Origin of the sequence: Candidatus Nitrosocosmicus franklandus (genome assembly GCF_900696045.1) — an archaeon.
Classification (GTDB): domain Archaea; phylum Thermoproteota; class Nitrososphaeria; order Nitrososphaerales; family Nitrososphaeraceae; genus Nitrosocosmicus; species Nitrosocosmicus franklandus_A.
Map to the genome: position 1 here is coordinate 869335 of NZ_LR216287.1, position 22203 is coordinate 891537.

Consider the following 22203-nt stretch of genomic DNA (forward strand, 5'->3'; position numbering starts at 1 on the left):
GTTTCGGGTTGCGGGCAAACTGAATAAATTACTCGACTTAATAACGAGATATCAAGTCAAAAGGTAAATTACTAAACTAAATCTATTCACAATACTGTCAAATAAACACTGGTTGATAGTTGTTCAGGAAGTATAACGAATTCTCTATAGTGAATATGTATTACCATAGCAAATTCTTTGCAACACAACCACATTATAAAGGCACAGAACCAAAACTAATAAAATACGAAATAACTAAGATGAAGAAGGAATTCCCACCATAACCATATGGTCCGAATATTTAACCCATACTCCAGTTTGTCTTAATGTCTGAAGTATTATCTTTATCTTGGTTGAAATATATTTGCTAAATTTGAGACCCATGTCAAACTGAATCTTGATGACGATTTGATTTGCATCATCTTCATCAATCCTATAATTAAAACCTGAAATTTTAAGCCAGGTTAGCAAATAGTCAACATAATGAGAGATTGAAGATTTTTCACGAAAAATCTCTATAGTATCCACAAAATGATGTTGAGCAAAATTATCAATTATTCTATTTAACGTTTCATCAGAAAGTTGTTCTACAATGTCACTATAGAGAAACTTATTGACATGACACATGCCGGCCAGGATGGCCGGCATGTGCCATTTAATATATGACTTTACTATCCGATTTAGAAGTGTATTGACACTCTCCATGTTTAATTCTGATTCGCTGCGTAATTCATCAAGTATCGCCTTGTCAAATCGCAAAGTAATACTCTCACTAACTTTTTTGCGATACAGGTGTTGTCCGTTCATCATGATTTTAGACATATAAAAACATCATCAATCAAGTATAATAATGTTGTACAATGTATGACTTTGCATTAAATAATTGCAACTAATTCATACTCGATAAATAACTAGGATATCTAAGGAAAATAATGACAAAAACTGAACGCTTGTTACTAGCAAGTACAGTGATGTTTACTGCAGCAATTCTTTTGACTATGTCAATGAATAACAATAATGTTGTTATCGCTCAACCAACCGGAGGGATAAATACATTTAGTGCTGAAGGCTATATGGGAAATCTCGTATTGTCACCTGAAGCCATGCAAAAATTAAATGCTTCTCAGGATACCAATTTGAATTTTGTAATAGGTGGAGATTGGAGCCTCGATGTGTCAAACGGACAAGTACAAGACTTTAAAATCGAGCTAAACAGACATTCATTATTAGGTCACGAAGTTGAAACTCACGTAATAGAAGGATTAACCGATGTCACTCCAGTAACAAACATTACAGGAAATAACGAGATTGTCTTGGTTGGCAATAATACACAATTTAAGGGGCTAGCTGATATCCGAACAGTAGAAACAGGTAATGTATGGGAAGATGTTCCAATTATAGCATATTTGATCAACGGACATATTTTGAACATATCCTTTGATGCAGCAAAAACTGAAGGACATTTCGTGAATCTTCCATTGATGGGTGTGGTAACATCATTAACAGAAGGTAACAGCAGTAGCAGTGGTGGTGGTGGTGGTGGTAATCAAGCAAACTCAACAGATCCTCAATGAGTCACATCTCTTTATTTTTCGATTTCTATAGTTTTTTGACTTCTCACTTGATAGTTCATTTCCGCAATTAGTGAGACTTTTATTTCAGTGATTAAGCTGTAGGTATTTGAACAAATTTTTTGTTATAATCTTTCATCGTGATAAAAACCTAAGCATAAATAGAATCCTTGTTCAAAGTTTTTGCATACATAGGTAACTCTACGGTTTTAGTAGATTATTGGATTCCTCATAAATATTAGTGTTGTAGAGGGTTCCCTTCCTCTCCGAAAACTATTATTACAATGAATTACATTCTGACGCTTTATCCATTATTGGCATTAATTCAAGTGGTAAATTTACTTCGTTTACTGTTTTATTGCTTTTATTCTTGATTGAACAGTATTCTTTGGCAAATTCAAAACTCATGGATTTAATTCCAGAAAAATCTAATATAATCTCAGTATAAGGAACATTTATTAATGTTTTATCTAATTCTTCGCGAGTATCTGGTCCCATGGTCAAGGTGGAAGAGAATACATCTTTCATATATTCAACATACACTACTGACATTCCAATCATAATAAAAGACGCAGCTGATTAGTTGTACCTATTTCTGCTAATTGTTATTATGTCATTGCTAACAAAGAATACAGAATAAGAATCACAGTATGGAAATAGGTAGGTAAATCAATTTTAATAATTACATCACATAATATTACATGATGAGCTTCTCAAGTATCTTGTTTTCAGGAGGAGGGAAGTGCTATTATTCAAATCATAACGATTGAATCATAGTATACTTCACTAACAGAGTACCCAATTCCAGATGATAAAATTTAGTATTGTTCTAAAAGATGGTAAGCACCGACACTTTTTAACTTGGAATTAATCTCTCTGGAGGATTGAAATCGACATATACTCTGTAGCAACGACATGAACTTAAGGTCTGCAATTCAATTTCGGAAATGTAATTAGTAAATCTAGTGTCCGATTATCATTATATAGAAACAATCTGTCATTTGTTGTAGTATTTTATTGTGTAATTGCAGTAGTCACGGCTTTTTTTATCATCTGTGGAGTATTCTCAAGTATGGGACTTGACTGGTATGTTAACAAAAGTTCATCAACTTTTGGATTCAAGAGTCTCTTTGTAGATATAATAGAGGTTTCGTAATCTCTTGTTACTGCAGCTGGAGGAATAAAGAGTCCCCCAATATTTAGAATAGAATTAAAAAGAACATCACCTAAGATGAGGATTCGACGCTCTCTATCATACATACAAATATGGCCCCGTGTATGACAGGTGTATGGATAACTTGAAGTGTGTGTCCTATAGTGTCACCATCTTTTAATAGCTCATCAATTACAATTGGACCAACATTCATGTTGCCGAACTTTCTTGCTACTTTGTCAATACTAGTTTCCATTATCTTTAAAACATGTTCAATGGCCACTCTATCAGGTTGACCTGGATACTGCAATTCGTGTGACAAGTACATGGCCTCTATCTAATGTGAATATATTTTGGCACTCGTCTTTAGCTTTAGCTTTAGCTCATTAGCAGCCTCAACATCATCTGGATGCAGATGTGTAAGAACAATTCGATTTATATCATTAATATCAACACCCATATTTGACAAGTAGGGCTCGAACATTGGAATGCTGTATCTAAAACACCTGCCAACAAGAGTATAGTCTTTAGGATTCGCCTCAATAAGATAGGACACCATTCCTACTGTCGGTATTGGATGATCTAACCCATCGATAAAGTGCACTCGGACAATTTCAACCACATATATAACAGTTCATCCTCAGCAATAGGGATTTTGCTATAAAACGCAAAAATATTGCAAATACGTTGTTCTTATAGTGGATAAAAACCCAGAATGAGCGAATGCGAAGTGTGGGATTTGAACCTGCGATCCCGCCTTTTGCCCCCACTTAGCTTACGGCCATGTGTATCATTAGTAAACGAGGGGCCAAATAAACACCACTCTATCTTCGTTAAACACTCCTATCGTCTTGACATTAACAAAATAATAACAAAGAGGATAAGACCGATGTTGGAAGAATAGACTAAGGAAATATTTTAGATAAATAACCTCACATTAACTTATAACCGCTGCATATATAGGAATTGCTTTGGGAATCATATCCTCCGTCCAATAAACAGACCAGTCCATCAAGTTCTTTCAGATCCTTGTCATCAGTAAAGTATGTTCGTATTATGTAATTCTTACCTCCTTTACTAGTGTCTTTTCCAACAAATGTAATTTCCTGACCCTTTTCAGTGGTAAATATTCCTTGCCAGTTTGAAATAGATACACCATTTCTATATATTGTTGAATTTCCCCGACCTCTTATTATTCCACCTGGAAATACACCTATACCAGTTATCTTTCCACTCCAACTACTTTCCCGGTTTATGATTCCTGAGTTCTTGTCTTCGGATACAATTTTACTATCTTCTGGTTTATCCACTTCTTCAAATAACTTGTTTTCTTTGGAAATCATTCATTTATATTCAGAGTAGAGGATTATTAAATATCGTTATCCCCTTAAGGCTATCTATATAACTATATTAAGATAATATTGGAAAATCCTCGTTGATCGTTAAACCGGTTGCAAACGGAGGTCCTAACTAATCAGTTAGTAGTAACGATATAATTCAATTGGATGGCAGTAATAGTTCAGACCCAAATGGCTCTCAATTAGACTACTTTTGGAACCAAACTTCAGGACCCGAAGTCACTTTGAATGATCCTACTTCTTCAAATCCAACATTTACCGCACCTAATGTAATTGAGCAAACGGATCTAATCTTTCAATTAACTGCGACCAATGAAGAATGTGTCGTTAGCGAACCCGACGAAGTAGTAATAACTGTTAACCTGTAGTAAATCCGCCACCCAATCAGGAACCCAAAACAATAGAAGATCTTTTGAAAGGCATAACCCAGAATCCTTTGGATGTAACAAACTCTATTGATTCCGCAAATCAAATCAGAGATATCTTGACAGACAATAAACCCGACAATGACAAGCTAGTTTGTGATTTGATAAAGCGCGAGAATGAATTAACATCAAACATCAGAGAAATGTTAAAGTGTTAGAAAAGTATGGTCTTGCATCTGAGCGGCGTGGATAAGATGCAAGACCCCTATGAAATTATCAGTTATTTGATACTGCGATTTTGCGCTTATAAACAAAATTTATCTCCAATCATGTTTAACTATGGATACAGGTTAGTGTTGGACAGCCGTACTAATTCACTCAAGTATTTTCTTTATGTGTTTCCTTATTCTAGACCATACTTGTTTGGCAGCGTAGTCCATAGGTCTTATTTCTGATTCCTTTAGTTTCCCATATCTTTGATACTTGTGAGCAAATACTGTCTAAAATCTATTTACGACCTCTTTTCTATCGGTTCCAACAACAATAGCTTCAGTATTATTTATTGCGTCGTCATGCAGAAGCTCATTTGTTGGTATCTTGACTATCCCCAAGTGAATATCAACGGGAATCGAATAAAACTCATATGCGTCAATCGGGTCCGGTTGAAACAGGAAGTTGGGCATATTGTATGAGTTCCAGAGTGTCGATATAAAGTAAATAGTCCGTGATCATTAACATCTCCATTTTATTAACTAGCAAAATATCATTAATCTACTCGTTGTTGGTATCTGTAGACTTGGATTATGCCTAATTAGTTTAATGACATTCGAAGTTTAGGATGAATATAGTCACTTTTAAACTATGTTTAATGATGATAGAATAATGAACTTGATTGAAAGTGAAACACCGTATAAGGTAGTAGCCAGAATATGTGGATGTAAGGAAAGAGGAAAAAGTGTTTCATATCGTGTTCTTGAAAATTGAAAATGATTCCTCAAATTTACAGTATTTTGTTAGCCAAAGACGTCTTGCCGTATTTTACTTTTCTTTCTATCCATGTCTTACTGATATTTATCCCTAATAACCATTTAAAGAAAGGATGGAAGTTATTATATGAGCAATGACCTCAGGAGACTTCCGTTTACTAGATCTCATGTTGAGCGAACCTTTCCTAAATTAACTGTTAAACAGGTTGGTCGAATACGAAAGCACGGTCATATACGTGTAATTAAAGCTGGAGAAATTTTGGTCGAGCAGGGCGATAACATCGTTCCTTTTTTTGTAATTGAATCTGGCAAAATCGAGGTTCTTCGTCCCTCAGGTAAAATTGAAACCCTTATTACTACCTTCCACGGCTTTGGTCAATTTACAGGAGGAGTCGATATGCTCTCTGGACGTCGTGCCCTTTTTCGTGCACGTGTGACAAAATCAGGTAACGTAATTGAAATGGATCGTCAACAAGTAATGGCTTTGCTTCAAAGTGATCCCGAAATAGGGGAGATCTTGATGCGTGCATTCATTCTTCGAAGTGTAGAATTGAGGGCTGCTGGAGTTGGTGATGTTGTGCTCATTGGTTCTCCCAATTCTGCTCGTACATTTCAGATTAAGGAATTTCTCACACGAAACGGACATCCATATCAATACATAGATCTTGAACATGATTCAGAGGTACAAAATCTATTAGATAATTTCCATATTGATATCAACGATATACCCGTTCTGATTTATCGGGGTAAGTTAGTACTGAAAAATCCCAATAACCAGCAAGTGGCGGACACTTTGGGATTTAATGAAACAATTAATCAGACCTCAGTGAGGGACCTCGTTATAATAGGTGCTGGTCCGTCTGGATTAGCTGCAGCAGTTTATGGATCTTCTGAAGGACTTGACGTTTTAGTGCTAGAAGCCAGTTTGCCTGGTGGCCAAGCGGGTTCAAGTTCAAAAATTGAAAATTATCTGGGATTTCCAACTGGTGTCTCGGGTCTAGAACTTACAAATAGAGCCTACACGCAAGCACAAAAGTTTGGTGCAGAAATACTTATCACCAAAGGTATAAGACTCGCCTGTGATGGCAAACCATACATAGTTGAAAGTGAGAGTGGTGCTCGAATACCTACTCGAACCATAATCATTGCCACTGGAGCAAAATATAGGAAGCCACACTTAAGAAACCTTGAGCGTTTTGAAGGTATGGGTGTTTACTATGGTGCTTCCTTTTTGGAATCTCAATTCTGCAAAGGCAAGGAAATAATTGTGATTGGTGGAGGAAACGCAGCTGGCCAGACTGCTGTATTTTTATCCGAATCAGCAAAGCATGTACATATGCTCATTAGATCTGCCGCCTTGGCCGAGAACATGTCACGATACCTTGTACGCCGAATTGAAGATAATTCCAAAATAGTACTTCATACTAACACAGAGATAATAACACTTGAAGGCGATACTCACCTTGAATCTGTTGAGTGGCAAAACCACATAACTAATAAAATAGAGAAGCATCGTATTAGGAATGTGTTTGTAATGGCAGGCGCTGTTCCAAACACAACCTGGCTTGACGGCCGTTTCGCTCTCGATTCAAAAGGCTTTATCAAGACCGGTTCTGATCTGTTACCAGAATATCTAAATACAGTGGGCTGGCCCATTGCCCGACAACCATACTCATTTGAGACCAGCTTACCTGGAATATTTGCTGTTGGTGATGTTCGAGCTGGCAGCATCAAGAGGATTGCATCTGTGGTTGGAGAAGGATCAGTTGCCATTTCATTTATTCACAATGTGCTTAAAGAATAACAGATTGAATAGATTATAAAGCTAATAGTAATAATTGGAAACTACTTTATTAGCTCGTAAGGATCATATAATTCGGGTGTTTGTTTATCGAACGTCGTTTAAATCCCATCTTGATGTTGTCCTAGTTCCTCAATGTTCTATCTGTCATAAAGGCCTAAATTCTAATTATATTAGAGTAGGCGCCAAGAATCTTTCATGAAAGTAGACATATCCTGTATCGCTTGTGATATTTACTATTCACCTGACTTTCAAAAACAATACACTATAATGCAAAAACAGTATGCTGTCTAGACTAGTTATAACCTTAATTATACCCAAAATCATACGGGCCCGATGGGCTTCAGGACGATATCAGTCCCTTAAGGTAAATTCCTTATCCTTTATACCGAATGCAAATTAGATGTATTACATGATATTTCACAGATTAGATAAATTTATTTCTCCTATCGGAAATGCTCCAAAACTAAATCAAATTACGCAAGCACATATGCGAACGATTTTAATAAAGAGGTCTCTAATCCTGTGTATTCTACCAGGAAAGCCCCTTGGTTAAGCAAAATAAGGAGAAAAAAGCATATGTATGCTCTGACTATGAAAAACGTTGTAGCCATAATCGGAAGCGCCACGGCGTCATCGGCCAATCATAAATTGATGGAATACCTTCGGTCAGAAGCTAGAGATATTTTCCAGGTAATGTTATACGAACGGCTGAAAACATTGCCGCACTTTGACCCGGATCTATCTCTAGAACAAACCCCATCAGAAATTGTTGAGTTGCGCAATCTTATCCAAGATGCGGATGGAGTCATAATTAGTACGCCGGAGTACTTGTTCAGTATACCTTCGGGATTAAAGAACGCCATAGAATGGTGTGTGACCACTACAGTCTTTTCTGGAAAACCCTTAGGAATCATCACTGCTTCCACTAGCGGAATCAAAGGTCATGAAGAATTGCAGTTGATCATGCGTACCCTTATGGCGACCTTTACGCCTGAAACCACTTTATTGATCCAGGGTATTAAGGGAAAAATTGATGCATGCGGTACTATTATCGATATCCAGACTCGTGAAAGCCTACAGCGCTTCATAATAGCCTTGTTTTCGTTAATTGATGCTAGAATCCATTAGGATAGTAAATCCGTCGACGGCTGGCAGTTAGGGAAAATATTAGATACTGATAATTATGTATAAAAATTCAAAACATATTTAAAAGAATTGCACGGGAACGTACGGCAATATCAAAATTCAGTGGGCTTTGAATCCACGAGGTATATGGGATCTGTATCTATTATTTATTGTATAAATTCAATGATTTTAGTTAAACAAGGGTGTGATTTGTAAGGGTGAAAAGTTTGGAATCAATTCATTAGCGACGATGAGTTTTAATTCCAATATAAATTGGTTATGGGTTAGCTTCGCATTAATAGATAAGGTAGTGAAGGATTGAAGTAATTTGTTGGTTGCTAATCATTTATGATAATATACGATCCATTCTATCTGAATGGAGTGGACATTGGGTTTACTAATGTAAAAATATTGTTATCTTTGTGTCCTATTTCTATAGAATACATTTCTATGGGATGTCGTACAGTATCCACAAAAATCTACAATACCGGGTTTGCCATGACACATGCATTCGCAATTATTTCCTAATGAAAATCTTTGTTTCACAATTCTATATGGGGTCCATAGCTTATAATATTATGTAATGATTTGGCTTTAGTATAATGGTTATATGAAACTGGGTCATAGTCAAGCAACCATATCTTGACACTGTGGTAGGATACTGTGGCAATAGTAAATTGCTAGGAAATTTGCATTTAGCAATATATACAACCTTTTGAGGAATACCCCAATTAATATGTTAAGAGTAAATTATTGGTAAAAATACAACAAAGCAAAATAGTATAGATATATTATCGGTGACACATATGTTAATTCTTGTTTACTATAATGTGCTTATGGCTTTAAGATATATGGATGCTTAATTTACTATTATTAGTATTAAAATTTTTTGATTTTTTTTATTTCAAAATAATTAGTTCTCTTAGAGTTTAGTAAATCTTTAATTGATTATTTATGCTTTATTACTCATTATAATTTGTAATAACTGAAAATGAAAATAATAAAAAGAGCGGAGATTGTGGAGAAGATCATTGAATATTTTATTAACTGTATTCTGTAAAGTTTTACCATTTTAGTCTAACATACATGACATTCATATAATTTTGACCCTTTCAATATCGTTCTTGTAAATGTAAAATCCAATTTTTTTAAATAAAACCACAGATGTTAGAATTCAACTCTTAATAATTCAAAAATTAACTTTTAGACTACTTTTAAAATTTAGATAATTGTGCGAAGATATGTAGAGAATTAAATGGCAAAAAACCAATTCAGCTAGATTGATCATTATGCAATTAATTTTTCAAACCCTGGGCCACCAAAATGGAATAACATCCTACACCACATTTTTCACAAATCGGTTTAAGTGCCTTAGAATCAGAACTTCCTATACAACAGGGTTGCTTTGTCTCTCCTTTGTGATCTATAGAGAGAATTGCCCAAGAAGGACAGTCAATAGGAGTAGTCTTGGTACCACCCCCTGATCCTTTCATTAACTGGAGTTGTTCATCTGTGTTCATAATAAAATCAGGATACCTTTTTCTTAATTCAATTATGTTGTCAACCACCTTACTTCTATTCTCTCCAAATGGAAGCCAAAGAGGATCATTATCATCAAACGGTGTGTGAAACTGAAATCCAATTTTATTGATAGTTCCTTTCCATTCTGCAATTAAATCCTCTACAGTCTTGTAATTCAGTGAATTTATAGTCATAGTTATCCAAATATCTTTCCAAGCAGGTTTGCCATTTCTAGGGGGTCCTGCTATATAGTCTAAAATATTTTTCTTTGTTTTTGCATATGCTCCTTTACCTCTTATGCTATCGTGTATTTGTTCAGTACCATCTAGAGAGACCCAGTAAAAGTAAAGATTTTTGAATTGTGGTAACGGATAGGTCCCATTTGTTACCACACATATACGTCTAGGCATTTCGTCACAGAAAGTTTTGACTACATCTTGCCTCAGCAAGGGCTCTCCTCCTACAAGAGTAACCACGTATACGTGATGTTTTTTGAAAGTATCATTGATTAATTTCCTCCAATCCTCTACACTTAATTCGTCTTTTTCATTTCTTCTGGTTTTCCACCAATAACAATGAGAACAATGAAGGTTACATATGTTGATAATATCTGCAGACCCATAAATGAAAGGTTTTGTTTTAAACAGCTTAATGGATACGTATTTGCTGAGCATACTAAAATGAATAGGGAAATCTCTGATAATGTCAGTTATGCCCAATCCATATACAAGATCTACCAATAATACTCATATACTTGTACATTTGATATTATATTAAGAATATTATCTCTTTGTTTAGTGACTTGCTTTAAGATTTGAATAAACTAGGATGTTTCATTGAAACATTCCCTACTCAAGAGAAATGGTTGATAATTAGTATAATGGATAAAAAAGTGCCACCATATTAAATGATGTTAAATCCCACTCATAAAATAGGCCCGCGAATGTTCAGGACAAATCTATAAAATCCTCTAGTAAATATTGATTTAAGTGACTTCTGGAGCAATTAAACATCAAATTAGAATCATTTTTGGATTCTGTCTTAAGTTCATTCATATTAGATATGTATATTGCATTAAAAATTATACCGCAGGTTTTACATTTTAACATTAACATAGGCATTTTATATCTTAAAGTGCTAAACTCCTTATTAACCACTATCATCTCTAAGTAGGGTAATACTAAGTTAATTTTTGATTACAAATTGTTATTTGAATTGTTACTTAGTAATGAATGAGTGTATCGTCAAATTGGAAGTAGACGTAACGGGGATTCATTTTATTTTAGGGTTGAATTGGTGTATAACATATACTTTAAGCGAAATACGCCATCATTTCCTTAATAGGTACAATTGCGTATGTTATATGTGCAAAACGAAAAATTTACTAATGGTTTAATGATGTCAACACATTCACTTTACAAGGCTATTGCAGCCAATGAGATAGAAGATCAAGTCATAGATGCTTTTTGTAGTAAAAAAAACGCCTGATAGTATTGTACCATAAATTTAAGGTAAATGATTGTAGATGACGCAATTAATTGGAAATAGTGAACTAAAAAAGTATCATTTAGATCGAAATGATATACTACTATCAGCAAATTCAGGTTTTGGGATAGAGCTTGTTGGGGACAAAACTACTAACGAAACTGCTTTGAACATATTTCCTAATTCCCTATTTAACAAGAAAGTTAGTTTATCGGACAATAGCTTTGTAGGATTTATGATGGAGACTACTGATTCAAAAGTAGTAGTTTTTGGAGATTATGAACAAAGATACGATATTCCAAAATCAAAAGCAAAGCAAGTTGATGATAATAACATAATAATCGATATGGATTGGAATGAGTTTGTTTCGTATAAGGTAAATAGTATCTAAATTACTAAGATCTGATTATGCCACATATAAAGGCGACAAATTGGAAAACTATTCTATCGTTCTATGATGGATAAAATAAAGAAATGGTTTGATGAAGCGCCTGATTTGTCTTACAGAGAAGAAGAAAAAGATAATCTCCATCCAAGCCTATATTACAGATTATGGATCTTTTTTAGTAACAGCAAAACGATCTCGATAACTTTAGATTACTTTAAAAATTATGCAATTCAAAACTGCGTGGTCGCAGGTTGGCATTGGAGGCTTGACAATATAGATAAAGAAAGCACCAAGTAGCATAAAAAGCACAAAAATAAAGCAACAATTTATTAAATCCTTAAATGATATTTATAAAGATAAGAACTTTAAAATCACAGCAGATTTTAATGGGAAATATTTTAACAATATCTCTATTAGTAAGGATTTACTGTTAGAAAATTTGACTCAAAGTTATTTTTTTGAATGCCTCCTAGACCTCTCTCTCTTGCATGGGAATTTGTAATGAATAATTTTGATTTCCGAAACATTCAAAGAAAGAAATTGATTCTCAGGTGAAACATCTCTTGTGTTTGTTAATTGTGTCTACCAACTTTCGTTCAACAATATATACAAATACTAGAGAAGATTATCTCATTCTTGATACTTTGCCTGGTTTCCTAGTGGGTATTATATCATACCAGACTACTTGATGGTTAATAACCTATGATACCATTCTTTAATGTGAGTAAATTAAATAGTCTTCAAATATCTATCTGCAAAAACTGCATCCATTCGAAGGTTGAACACAGAAATGAACCACATGGTCCAAAATTTTACGATCACAGATGTCTACTCTGTAAGTGTCCTCAATTTACCTAACATTTGCAATAGAATTATAGTTAATCAGCTTTAATATCTGAAATTGGTAGGAGTGAACTTTTTATGAAGATATATTTACCCATTTTCCTATATTTAATTTTGTTATCAATATTAGTAATATATACATCTATTTAAAATAAATAAAGGATTTTCATTCATACTACATTCAAAAGTAGCTAAACTATCAGGCTGTCAATGATTTATGAACTATAACAAACGAAAATTGGTCATATACATTTACTAAATACCGTGAAATACATAATTAAGTTAACAGAATCGATTAGTGACTCTTCATCTAACTTAAATAGATTGAAATGTTTCCTAATATATATGACGTCAGGCAAATATTTCAATAGAGGAGTAAAAACAATAGACAAATCAGACATAGGTTTTGTGGTAAAAGAAACACCTGACAAGGTTATTGTATTTGGTGGCAAAAATGAAAGATACGATATTCCGATTAACGAAATTCAACAAGTAGGAGCTAATGTATTAATAGGATTGAAATATGATCAAGTTGAAAAGTATTATGTATCAAGAGAATCTCCTTTACCGGCAAGCAGAACAGAGCCTTGGGAGACAGATGATAAACAGGTAGATTTAGCAACATATGAAGGAAAATATCCAAGTGGGCTATTTAATAAAGGAGTGAGGGCAAAGAACGAAGATCATGTAGGTCATGTTCTTAAAGAGTCAAAAGATACGATAGTTGTTTTCGGAGAATCCGATATAAGATACGACATTCCAAAATCTGAAATATATCAAGTTGGTATGAATGTAATTTTAAAGGTTGACTTTTCTGGATTCGATAAATACAAAGTTAACAAAAGTAAGCCATTTCCTGCTGATTAGTTGTGAAATCACTCCTGCTGTCTCAAACAGAGATATAACCGTTACTATCCATGTGTAGTATTTTTGGCAGGATTGGTTCCTAAGGTTGACAGGGGTCTAATATCATATTTTTAAAAGAAGCAATCAGATCTAGTTATAGAAAATATTAATTTAGAGTTAATTACTTACAAATAAACCACAAATATTTCCAGTAGAATTATTTATATAATTCCATTCAATACTTCCAATATCTAGGTTTTTGAATTTTCTTCTAGTTTGTAAATTGAGATTTTGATACACTTCTCCTATTATTATATGATTTGGTTTAGCAAAATTTGTTATTTTTGAAGCTATATTTATCGTATATCCAAGAATGTCTAAGCGTGGGTTTTACGTATAATATTGCTATTTCTTTCTTCATTTATAGTAGCTGGATTGGATGTGTCATTAATTTTCTTTGCATTTGGTTCATGTTTATTTTTATTAATATTTACTGTATCAGGTCTTAAACCATATTGGACTATCACATTTTCTCTTATATCAATGCCTATCGGAATTCTGTATAGGAACCGACATCAATTAGTATTTACATATTAAAACATATTGTTAGGGTCGCGACCGGTGGGTTTAGTAATAGATATATTACGAGTCCAAATTATTCTCTTGATATTTCATTATGCTGTATAATTCAGTAACCAAACTAGTAAACTTCTAAATTGCTAAGTTCTTAAAGACCGATCGATTAGGAATAGACTTGTATCAAATAGTAATTAAATGATGTTTAGATGGTTACTTTATTATAGATTTATAATATCATATATTTATAACTCATGAACTCTAGTCTTGGACGGGTTTTGCTTCATATACCATATTAACCTGGGTTTGTATCGTTAATTGGAACTTCTTGAATCCAGCTTTCTCCATAACCTCTGCAATTTTAGCTTGTCCAGCTTGGGCTCCTAGTGCAAGCCCATTGTTAGCCATCGAGCTTAACACACATGCACAGGCTGAACCCGCAAACATGATCCTTCCTAACGGATTTAGATTATCCTCTAAATTATCATTAGCAGAAGGTTCAACAAGCATCATTGTTCCGTTCTCTTTTAAAGATTTCAAAGCATGATATGCAGCTCCTACTGGATCATCCATATCGTGAAGTGCATCATAAATTGTTATAAGATCATATTTGGTATCTGGAGCAAGCAGAGGGTAATCTTTTGCCGATTGGATTTCAAAGGTTATTCGCTTTTCTCCTAATCCTTCTTTTTGAGCTAGATTCCTTGCCCTATCTATTGAAGGACCATGGTTATCAAATCCAACAAACTTTGAATTCGGATATGCTTTAGCCATAATAATGGTGGATAACCCGTGTCCGCATCCTACATCTGCAACTATTGCACCTCTTCTTAGCTTCTCTTCCACCTTACCATTCCCCAAAGAAGGTATCCATGAGGATATTATGTTTGCACGATAATTTGGTCCGAAAAACCTTTCTGTCCCTTCAAAAAGATCATGATCATGTTCTCCCCATGCAAGTCCTTTTCCAGTCTTAAATGCCGTAGATATTTTTTCCACATCCTTAAAATAGGCTGAAGCCGCCTGAAATCCTCCAAGTAAATAGATTGGACTATTTTCATTGGCTAATACCATGGCATGTTCTTGTGGAAATCTGTATCTTTTTGTTTCTTTGTCATAAATTACGTAGCCACCTGCTGCCTGGTTTGCAAGCCATTCTCTAATACATCTTTCAGAAGTTCCTGTTATTCTTGACAATTCATTGGAGTCCAAGGGTTTGTTTGCACTTGCTAAAGCCTCGTATAATCCAAGTCTGTCTCCAACGTTTACCATAACTGAACTCAATGAAACGGCTAAATCTTCCATTACTTTTTCTGCAAATTGGTGTAGTTTTGATTCGTCTATTTTGTTTTGTTTTAAATTTTGATTGAACGTACATTCAATTTATAAAGATATCTTAATAAACCTTTTGATTGAGTATTCAAACAAATAATATATGGGATGAAATGATAGTCAGATTATTGTCACGAGCCAAACTAAAGGAAGAAAAATCTCAACTAATCATAAATACCGCATTAAAGGTTTTCGCAGAAAAGGGGTATGATAATGCAACCATCGCTGACATAGCAAAGTCCGCAAAAGTAAGTATGGGATTGCCTCTCTACTACTTTTCCAATAAAGAGGAGTTGGCGTGTCAAGCTTTGGAGTTAAGTTCAGATCAAATAACCAATTCAATTCTCAATGCGGTAACAGGAAACTCTCCAGAAGAAATATCTACAAGTTTAATAAACGCTTTTAGAAAAAATATCAGACTTTATCCTGATTTTTATCCTTTTTATTTTGAAATGTGGTCGGCTAGTAGAAGAAATAAAAAAATTAAACGCGTGTTTAAAACTGCATTGGATAATACTATCAATGCTACCAAAGAAATATTGATTAATTCTCAAAAAAGAGGTTGTTTATCTATAGGTTTAGAAGACATAGAGAGTATTTCAATTTCTCTAGTTTCGAAAGTTGATGGATTAGGTCTAATGCTCATACAATATCCCCAACTTATCGAAAATGAAAATATTTGGAGAATGGCCAAGAAAATGTGTCTATCAGTGCTTGACAATAAAATTGAAGATTTGAAATGATCGTTGATCCCATGGTAACTATAGGCGTGAAAAGTTATGGTTCCTATAAGGAGGAAAGATGAGATATGACCTGTATTGACATACTACCTATATTGACTTATTAATATATGATCAAGATAGACTAGTTGGCCCTATTTACTTGATATAATTTTTCAAATACTTTCCAATATTTCATATCGATTAAGATGAGTCGTTTCAGAACAAAAGGTCTTATATAGTGCTCAAAATGCAATCAAGTAGGAGGAATTAAACATAAAACTTGAAGAAAATGATCAAGTGCATCAAAAATGAGCATTATATCATCACTTCACAGTTCAGTCATGCTATCACCATTTAATACTCTGGATAATCAAAATAGAACTAGACTTGCGAGGTAGTGGATACAACTTGGAATTTTGAAGAAATGACTGACCAGTAGCATATGATTCGTACAATAATAAATTCTTAAATATTTCAAGTAAATTTCGATATTTATCAAAAAAGATATCATGAAAAACAATTACAACAAAATCTACCAAAAATAGAAAATTATCTCGACTCAAATAGCATAGCCAAATTTCATAGGACTGAAGTCATTCTACTGTAATCAAAAAATAAGAGAAAATGTTAGTACTTCTTCTCAGAAATATCTTACTATTTATTTCTATCGATTAGTTAATAAATTAATAGAAAATATTATGTATCATTGATGTATATTAAAGTATCACTAAAAATAACTATTATTATATTAATGGTGGGGATTTTGGCCGTGCCACCAACGATATTGCAGAGCTCACATGCGCAAGCGAATACGGAATTTGAAAATACTATCCTGAATATTCACAACCAAGAGCGAGCTGAAGTTAATGTTCCAGCGCTCTCCTGGAGTAACAATCTTGCCGCCGACGCCCAGATTTGGGCTAACCATCTGACGACGCTAGGCCTCAAAGCTGGCGATTTGCCGCCTCATGATCCGAGCAATAGTGAGGGCGAGAATCTTTGGATGGGTACCGCGGGTGCCGATTCTACGGCCGAACAGGTCCAGAGCTGGGTCGCCGAAAAGAATAATTATGTTCCTGGAACCCCTATTCCCGCTGAAACCAATGAAGGAGACCTCGTGACCGGTCATTACACACAGATGGTCTGGAGTAGCACTACCGAGGTCGGTTGCGCAACCGCTACTGGTGGTGGTTTAGCCTTTTTGGTGTGTCGCTACAGCCCACCTGGCAACTTTGTGGGACAGGTGCCGTTTGGCCCCGGTTCAACGGCTTCACTTGCTGACCAAGGTACAGGAACTTCACCAGGGAACACATTTGTACCCGCTGACCAAGGTACAGGAACTTCACCAGGGAACACATTTGTACCCGCTGACCAAGGTACAGGAACTTCACCAGGGAACACATTTGTACCTGCGGAAGAAAATGCAGGCGCCAATAATAACGGGAACGACGACGGAGGAGATAATAACGGGAACGACGACGGAGGAGATAATAACGGGAACGACGACGGAGGAGATAATAACGGGAACGACGACGGAGGAGATAATAACGGGAACGACGACGGAGGAGATAATAACGGGAACGACGACGGAGGAGATAATAACGGGAACGACGACGGAGGAGATAATAACGGGAACGACGACGGAGGAGATAATAACGGGAACGACGACCAAAATTAAAGAAGGATAAGTAGCCTTCTTTTTCATTTCAGTTCTGTACTAGTTGTCTATTATTTAAGGTCAGCAAGCTGTGGATAATTTAGGAAAATTAACTACTGAAAGAGGTAACATCTATGGATTTAGACCACCTTTGACTGACAAGGTAGTCAGGTCAATAAGGAGTCGTTTCTTACCTAACTAACCAGACCAATTAAGAAAATGGCATTATTGTAAGTAGTTATCTTTTCTCATCAATAGTCACGTCGAATATTTCATGCTATCCCCTATATGGCCTTCAATCACACAGTTAATGTCTGATCCTTCGTCCTAATTTATCGCTACAAGTTTGCTTCAGGCTTAGATAGTCGTGGCATATGTTTTATGTTTCATTAATATTCTTTACTACATTCTTGATTATCGTCTTGAAAATTATTTCTGTGACTTGGGGATTTGGAATTAGACCCGGTTCTTTTATAGATTCTTAACAGTCCTCCTTAGTAGCTCTCTGAGTTCCGGCGTTGTATAAAAATAACATTATTTCTTCGTCGTAATTGTCAATATCACGGAATGAAGGTACAAATGCTCTTTCTGGTGTATCGTAATAGGGAAGCAGATATTCATCTGTGGATTCCTATTCGTTCAGATTCTTGGCTCTTCCTGCCCTGATTCTGATTCTGAATCAACTTCACCTTCAATGCCGTCAACAGAAGCGGCAACAAAATTGCCGCGTGTAGATGACATAATCATACTCAAGATTGTTGTAAGAAGCACAACTTCGACTTTTACTCGTTTATAATTCTCCTGCTGTATTGCTAAATGCTTTGTTGAATAATCCTTAATTCCCTATGATTTCTATACTTGTTACTTTATATTCTTCTAAACAGGTTATGCAATGATACATTTATCATCTTCTCTTTTACCATGTTCTAAATCCTGGTGACATATACATGCTCACTAAACATTCTTTTGATTGATAAAAGGCCGTTTCAGTCATCCATCTACAACCATATTTCCCTTTTATTTCACTTCTACTTCAACAGATCCTCTTTTAGTTCACCTTATTGGTTCCTTGCTCTTTAACCTGTTGTTATTTGGTGAAACAAATTTCTTTCTTACCTTTGAGCCCGGTTTTATCTTTTTATCCACTAGACTCTAGAAATTCATATAGGACTCATTGAGTCCATCATCTAGTACTAATTTTACCTTTGTCATGTTTGATTTACTGATTGAATTATCTAAAACATGGTTGACCAGTTTCTTGCACCCTGTTATTATATACTCTCTCTTCGATTATCTCTAGAGCAAAGATTTCTTTGGGCTTTAATTTCAGGATGGGATTATGTGGCCTCTTTTACAGTAAATTTTTTATAATGACAAACTATCTTTTAAATATGAAAAACTATAAGACGATTTTTATAATTGTATTTTTCTTGGTTGTTACATCAGTATATGTCCCATTCCTTACCCATCAGGATACGCTTGCATCTACTGCTAATATAGATCCTCGGGATCCTGCATTTATGAGTCAGGAAGAATGGGAACAGATACAGCAACAACTTGCAGCTGAAGAGGCAGAGCGACAGGCTGAACAGCTAAAAATCCAACAACAACAAGAGTTGCTAGAACAGAAACAAGCAGCTTGTCAATCAGGCGAGCTATTTGATCAAGCAACTGAAAGTTGTCGACCAGCCACTTGTCCGGATGGGACTGTGAGTGTTCAATGCCTCCCTCCACTCGAGACACAGCAATTAGTTCAACAGGATGTTGGTCAACAGGTAAGTGAGGATCAAAAGATAAATGAAGAAACAAACCAGACAACTGAAGAAATTGTGACTGAAGACACGGGAAGCGAAGTGAGTTCAAACTAAGAATTGTCTAGGTTATTTTGAGAACAATGACCAAGGCGAGTTTATGTCTAATTTGTATATGATGGACGATTAAACCTCTTAATGTCCATTCGTATAATGTCTAGTAGATTGTAATGGTGTTTATCTTTCAGAAGGGGGGCGAACGACCCGATCAAACACTTTGGAGTAATTCTAAAGAGTTAGTTCAAAAACAACAGGAAATATTTAACAAGCTCTGGGACTTGGCTATTCCATTATCGGTTCGCAAGAAAGAGATAGAACTGGAAGTTAGTACCACTTTCCTTCAAAGAGCATTTACAGGAATTGACCAAATCCAAAGTGAGATAAGCTCCTTAATGCTTCTTTGTAAAAACGAACCGACAATATTTTCCTCAAGTACGGTCCTTAACCACATTCAGAACAATAGTAAATTGTTGAATTTCTTCCCAGAATTACTTGAAAAGGAGATAATAATCAAAATTCTTACAGACAATAAAGACAAATATTTTATGAATCAAATCAATGCAATCAACAATAATTGTTCATCTAAACCTATTCATCTAAATTATTCGAACAACGTAGGAAACCTTGAACAAATGGTTATGATATTTGATAATAGATATCTACTTCATATTCAATATAATCGACAAAATAAATTAGTCGCTAGTTTCTCAAATGAAGACTATGTTGTGTTAGTTAAAGAAATTTTGTTTGAAAAATGTTGGAACGAAGTTGAGAGCTTGGCTTCCATTACAAGAAAATGAAACTCGATTATAGATTCAGATATTTGATTGTTAAATAAATTCACTTTACATGTTAATAGTCATTCTAGTGCCATTTTAGATTCAATTACCCCTTGTGTTGTCCAAAGGCCCGCTCAGGCCTTTGGGCTTATCTAATTCATAATTTAGTTGATGGATGATTCAGTTTGCTATATCATTAGAGAAATACAATAGATTTTGTGTCACCCGGCAGGCCAAGATATAGTAAAACCACAATTGACAGTCGCTCCTCCTAAGCCTGAGCCAAGACTGGTACCTCCTGTACTACAAGTAAGTGAAACTCCTGGCTTTTTCTTTTGCCTTATCATAGTCACCAGCAATCGCTTTTAATATATTATTTATTTGATTCTTTACTTCTGTTTTTGTTTCAGGACTCATTTTACTCGAATCAATAACGCTTTATCGTTTCTTCCCGGTACTTTTTCCTCATTTCCCAACCACGAAAGGACCTTGTTCTTAGTTTATAGTTACAGCATGGACAATGCGTATTTTCATTCCAATTGATAAAAATCTCACAAACACTACACCTTTTCTGACCTTCGTTATATCTTGAAGGAATTTCGTGGTTTCTCTTAGCCTTATACCCAACACATATTCCACTACAACTCATATCGAATAGAACGGGAAAATTGATCTTTGGTGGGAATAAATATGTACTTAATTTAACAATTCCTCCATTAACCCCTCTAAGACCGGCCTAATCCTCTTTGTAATTATCTCCTTTATGTCAGGTCTATAGTAGTGATTCAAAATAGGACTAATCTTTTTCTCAAGTGTATCTAGTGTCATTGACCCATTTCTTTATTGCTTAGAATCGATGTAATTTTCTTAGTAAAGGTTATAGATTGATATCAATTCTTATCATCTTAAGTTTTAGAAAATAGTCTTGATTTCAATTTGTTGTAAAGTAAATCATCTCTGAATCGTGTACTATTAATTAGGATTCTTAATTACCAGAAACTGGATCTCTAGAAATAAATTTGGACATTGCCTTACCATATTGTTTAGTGAGCTTGTCAAGTTCGTGAACAAGGTAATGTTTTGCCGATATCGACTTGGCTCTACCAGCAAGTACTTCAGCTCCCCTATCTCCCATCTCAGACCTACATAATATATTATAATGGAACTTGTGTAAGTCTTTCAACAATACTTTATTATCAGTATGACTCTTTATCATGAGATGAGTTACGTTTCTTTCCGATTTGCCTGCCTTCCCAATACTTTGTATTCATTCCAGACCTTTAATGGTATAATAGTAAAGAAAGCGCATTTCTGGCCAACTATTCTATTTAGTACTAAAAAGACATAATTGCCCTTTACCACCAAATGAAGTTTATTACAATCACATCCAGATAGTACATCACAGATTGGAGTTTCATGAGCGTATGTCATCTCCTCGCCCCTTAGTCCACTAAATAAGGCAAAACGAGTAATCGTCCCTATTTCGCCTTCTAGCTCTAAAACCTTGTAGATCATAGCGTCTATAAATCCATCATCAGCAATCCAGACCCGATCATGAATTCTTACATTCTTGTTCACCTCATACCTCTTAATTATCTCCTCAATCAGAATCTTTAACTCGGGATTCTGAAACTTCCTATCATAATATTGCCCGAACTTTCTCATAGCGTCGCATATCCACGCCCTATTGTGGCCTGACTCCGAGGCAATGAGTTCGGGCTTGGTGAAGAATATGTCAACAAACCTTTCATAATATCTAACTAGGTCTCTGGCATGTTTTGTAGTTTTATACTTCTTTAGATATCCGCTAAGCATATCTTCTCTGTCAATATTTCTATAGAAAGTAGGAGTTACTTGACCTGTCAAGGGGTCAGTTATTCCTTTCTCTCAACCTCTGGATGA

General features: G+C 35.1%; 27 protein-coding genes and 1 pseudogene. 14 read left to right on the forward strand and 14 right to left on the reverse strand.

The window, feature by feature from the left end; all coding sequences use genetic code 11:
* Window positions 1-234: 234 nt before the first annotated feature.
* Window positions 235-801, reverse strand: a complete 567-nt coding sequence (locus NFRAN_RS04035) for a hypothetical protein (protein WP_134483202.1) — start codon at window positions 799-801, stop codon at window positions 235-237.
* A 110-nt stretch (window positions 802-911) separates the two neighbouring features.
* On the opposite strand from NFRAN_RS04035, the gene NFRAN_RS04040 reads away from it, so the two are divergent.
* A complete protein-coding gene (locus tag NFRAN_RS04040; RefSeq protein ID WP_134483203.1) occupies window positions 912-1553 on the forward strand; it encodes a hypothetical protein in 642 nt (213 codons plus the stop codon).
* Between the two features lie 276 nt (window positions 1554-1829).
* Here the strand turns inward: NFRAN_RS04040 and NFRAN_RS04045 are convergent, their stop codons facing one another.
* The 5 genes from NFRAN_RS04045 to NFRAN_RS04065 form a co-directional block, all read right to left on the reverse strand.
* Complete coding sequence (locus NFRAN_RS04045) at window positions 1830-2111, reverse strand: hypothetical protein (RefSeq protein ID WP_134483204.1); 282 nt, start codon at window positions 2109-2111, stop codon at window positions 1830-1832.
* 453 nt (window positions 2112-2564) lie between these two features.
* The gene (locus NFRAN_RS04050) at window positions 2565-2810 is read right to left on the reverse strand and encodes a hypothetical protein (protein ID WP_134483205.1); all 246 of its coding nucleotides are present in this window, start codon (window positions 2808-2810) and stop codon (window positions 2565-2567) included.
* Entirely contained in the window at window positions 2777-3025 is a 249-nt protein-coding gene (locus NFRAN_RS04055; RefSeq protein ID WP_134483206.1) for a hypothetical protein, read from the reverse strand. The genes NFRAN_RS04050 and NFRAN_RS04055 overlap by 34 nt, the downstream gene beginning before the upstream one ends.
* A gap of 15 nt (window positions 3026-3040) precedes the next feature.
* Window positions 3041-3325 (reverse strand): hypothetical protein, encoded by a 285-nt coding sequence (locus NFRAN_RS04060; RefSeq protein ID WP_134483207.1) that lies wholly within the window; start codon window positions 3323-3325, stop codon window positions 3041-3043.
* A gap of 310 nt (window positions 3326-3635) precedes the next feature.
* Window positions 3636-4046, reverse strand: a complete 411-nt coding sequence (locus NFRAN_RS04065; protein WP_134483208.1) for a hypothetical protein — start codon at window positions 4044-4046, stop codon at window positions 3636-3638.
* 146 nt (window positions 4047-4192) lie between these two features.
* On the opposite strand from NFRAN_RS04065, the pseudogene NFRAN_RS04070 reads away from it, so the two are divergent.
* Both NFRAN_RS04070 and NFRAN_RS13605 read left to right on the forward strand, forming a co-directional pair.
* Window positions 4193-4429 (forward strand): annotated as a pseudogene (locus NFRAN_RS04070) (PKD domain-containing protein); the annotation flags it as partial.
* A gap of 68 nt (window positions 4430-4497) precedes the next feature.
* Window positions 4498-4644: a hypothetical protein gene (locus NFRAN_RS13605; protein ID WP_172602103.1), complete on the forward strand. Its 147-nt coding sequence runs from the start codon at window positions 4498-4500 to the stop codon at window positions 4642-4644.
* Between the two features lie 282 nt (window positions 4645-4926).
* Here NFRAN_RS13605 and NFRAN_RS04075 read toward each other — a convergent pair whose 3' ends face one another.
* The gene (locus NFRAN_RS04075) at window positions 4927-5109 is read right to left on the reverse strand and encodes a hypothetical protein (RefSeq protein ID WP_134483210.1); all 183 of its coding nucleotides are present in this window, start codon (window positions 5107-5109) and stop codon (window positions 4927-4929) included.
* A gap of 178 nt (window positions 5110-5287) precedes the next feature.
* Between NFRAN_RS04075 and NFRAN_RS14295 the strand changes: the two genes are divergently transcribed.
* The 3 genes from NFRAN_RS14295 to NFRAN_RS04085 all read left to right on the forward strand — a co-directional run bounded on the left by NFRAN_RS14295 (window position 5288) and on the right by NFRAN_RS04085 (window position 8344).
* Window positions 5288-5410, forward strand: a complete 123-nt coding sequence (locus tag NFRAN_RS14295; protein ID WP_269472308.1) for a hypothetical protein — start codon at window positions 5288-5290, stop codon at window positions 5408-5410.
* Window positions 5411-5539: 129 nt separating this feature from the next.
* Complete coding sequence (locus tag NFRAN_RS04080) at window positions 5540-7216, forward strand: FAD-dependent oxidoreductase (protein WP_134483211.1); 1677 nt, start codon at window positions 5540-5542, stop codon at window positions 7214-7216.
* A 576-nt stretch (window positions 7217-7792) separates the two neighbouring features.
* Complete coding sequence (locus NFRAN_RS04085) at window positions 7793-8344, forward strand: NADPH-dependent FMN reductase (protein WP_197731113.1); 552 nt, start codon at window positions 7793-7795, stop codon at window positions 8342-8344.
* 1292 nt (window positions 8345-9636) lie between these two features.
* On the opposite strand, the gene NFRAN_RS04090 is transcribed toward NFRAN_RS04085, so the two are convergent.
* The gene (locus NFRAN_RS04090; RefSeq protein ID WP_197731114.1) at window positions 9637-10602 is read right to left on the reverse strand and encodes a radical SAM protein; all 966 of its coding nucleotides are present in this window, start codon (window positions 10600-10602) and stop codon (window positions 9637-9639) included.
* Window positions 10603-11227: 625 nt separating this feature from the next.
* Here NFRAN_RS04090 and NFRAN_RS14300 point away from each other — a divergent pair.
* The 4 genes from NFRAN_RS14300 (at window position 11228) to NFRAN_RS04105 (ending at window position 13445) form a co-directional block, all read left to right on the forward strand.
* A complete protein-coding gene (locus tag NFRAN_RS14300; protein ID WP_269472309.1) occupies window positions 11228-11350 on the forward strand; it encodes a hypothetical protein in 123 nt (40 codons plus the stop codon).
* Between the two features lie 37 nt (window positions 11351-11387).
* Window positions 11388-11738 carry a hypothetical protein gene (locus NFRAN_RS04095; protein WP_134483212.1) on the forward strand — a complete coding sequence of 117 codons (351 nt, stop codon included), beginning with the start codon at window positions 11388-11390 and terminating at the stop codon, window positions 11736-11738.
* Between the two features lie 63 nt (window positions 11739-11801).
* Window positions 11802-12032, forward strand: coding sequence for a hypothetical protein (locus NFRAN_RS04100; protein WP_134483213.1), 231 nt, complete (start codon window positions 11802-11804; stop codon window positions 12030-12032).
* Window positions 12033-12923: 891 nt separating this feature from the next.
* Window positions 12924-13445 carry a hypothetical protein gene (locus NFRAN_RS04105; RefSeq protein WP_134483214.1) on the forward strand — a complete coding sequence of 174 codons (522 nt, stop codon included), beginning with the start codon at window positions 12924-12926 and terminating at the stop codon, window positions 13443-13445.
* Between the two features lie 356 nt (window positions 13446-13801).
* Here NFRAN_RS04105 and NFRAN_RS13610 read toward each other — a convergent pair whose 3' ends face one another.
* Window positions 13802-13951 (reverse strand): hypothetical protein, encoded by a 150-nt coding sequence (locus NFRAN_RS13610; RefSeq protein ID WP_172602104.1) that lies wholly within the window; start codon window positions 13949-13951, stop codon window positions 13802-13804.
* A gap of 310 nt (window positions 13952-14261) precedes the next feature.
* Window positions 14262-15305, reverse strand: a complete 1044-nt coding sequence (locus NFRAN_RS04110) for a class I SAM-dependent methyltransferase (protein ID WP_134483215.1) — start codon at window positions 15303-15305, stop codon at window positions 14262-14264.
* Window positions 15306-15412: 107 nt separating this feature from the next.
* On the opposite strand from NFRAN_RS04110, the gene NFRAN_RS04115 reads away from it, so the two are divergent.
* The 4 genes from NFRAN_RS04115 to NFRAN_RS04130 all read left to right on the forward strand — a co-directional run bounded on the left by NFRAN_RS04115 (window position 15413) and on the right by NFRAN_RS04130 (window position 20322).
* The gene (locus NFRAN_RS04115) at window positions 15413-16075 is read left to right on the forward strand and encodes a TetR/AcrR family transcriptional regulator (RefSeq protein ID WP_134483216.1); all 663 of its coding nucleotides are present in this window, start codon (window positions 15413-15415) and stop codon (window positions 16073-16075) included.
* Between the two features lie 688 nt (window positions 16076-16763).
* Window positions 16764-17732: a CAP domain-containing protein gene (locus tag NFRAN_RS14115; RefSeq protein ID WP_197731116.1), complete on the forward strand. Its 969-nt coding sequence runs from the start codon at window positions 16764-16766 to the stop codon at window positions 17730-17732.
* A gap of 1370 nt (window positions 17733-19102) precedes the next feature.
* On the forward strand, window positions 19103-19579 hold the full coding sequence (locus tag NFRAN_RS04125) for a hypothetical protein (RefSeq protein ID WP_134483217.1): 477 nt from the start codon (window positions 19103-19105) through the stop codon (window positions 19577-19579).
* Between the two features lie 113 nt (window positions 19580-19692).
* Window positions 19693-20322, forward strand: a complete 630-nt coding sequence (locus tag NFRAN_RS04130; protein ID WP_134483218.1) for a hypothetical protein — start codon at window positions 19693-19695, stop codon at window positions 20320-20322.
* Window positions 20323-20522: 200 nt separating this feature from the next.
* Here NFRAN_RS04130 and NFRAN_RS14305 read toward each other — a convergent pair whose 3' ends face one another.
* From NFRAN_RS14305 to NFRAN_RS04140, 4 genes are all read right to left on the reverse strand, one after another.
* Complete coding sequence (locus NFRAN_RS14305) at window positions 20523-20648, reverse strand: hypothetical protein (RefSeq protein WP_269472310.1); 126 nt, start codon at window positions 20646-20648, stop codon at window positions 20523-20525.
* Between the two features lie 349 nt (window positions 20649-20997).
* Entirely contained in the window at window positions 20998-21129 is a 132-nt protein-coding gene (locus tag NFRAN_RS14310; protein ID WP_269472311.1) for a hypothetical protein, read from the reverse strand.
* A gap of 157 nt (window positions 21130-21286) precedes the next feature.
* Window positions 21287-21436 (reverse strand): hypothetical protein, encoded by a 150-nt coding sequence (locus tag NFRAN_RS13615; RefSeq protein WP_172602105.1) that lies wholly within the window; start codon window positions 21434-21436, stop codon window positions 21287-21289.
* An 89-nt stretch (window positions 21437-21525) separates the two neighbouring features.
* Window positions 21526-22167 (reverse strand): hypothetical protein, encoded by a 642-nt coding sequence (locus NFRAN_RS04140; protein WP_134483220.1) that lies wholly within the window; start codon window positions 22165-22167, stop codon window positions 21526-21528.
* Between the last annotated feature and the right edge of the window lie 36 nt (window positions 22168-22203).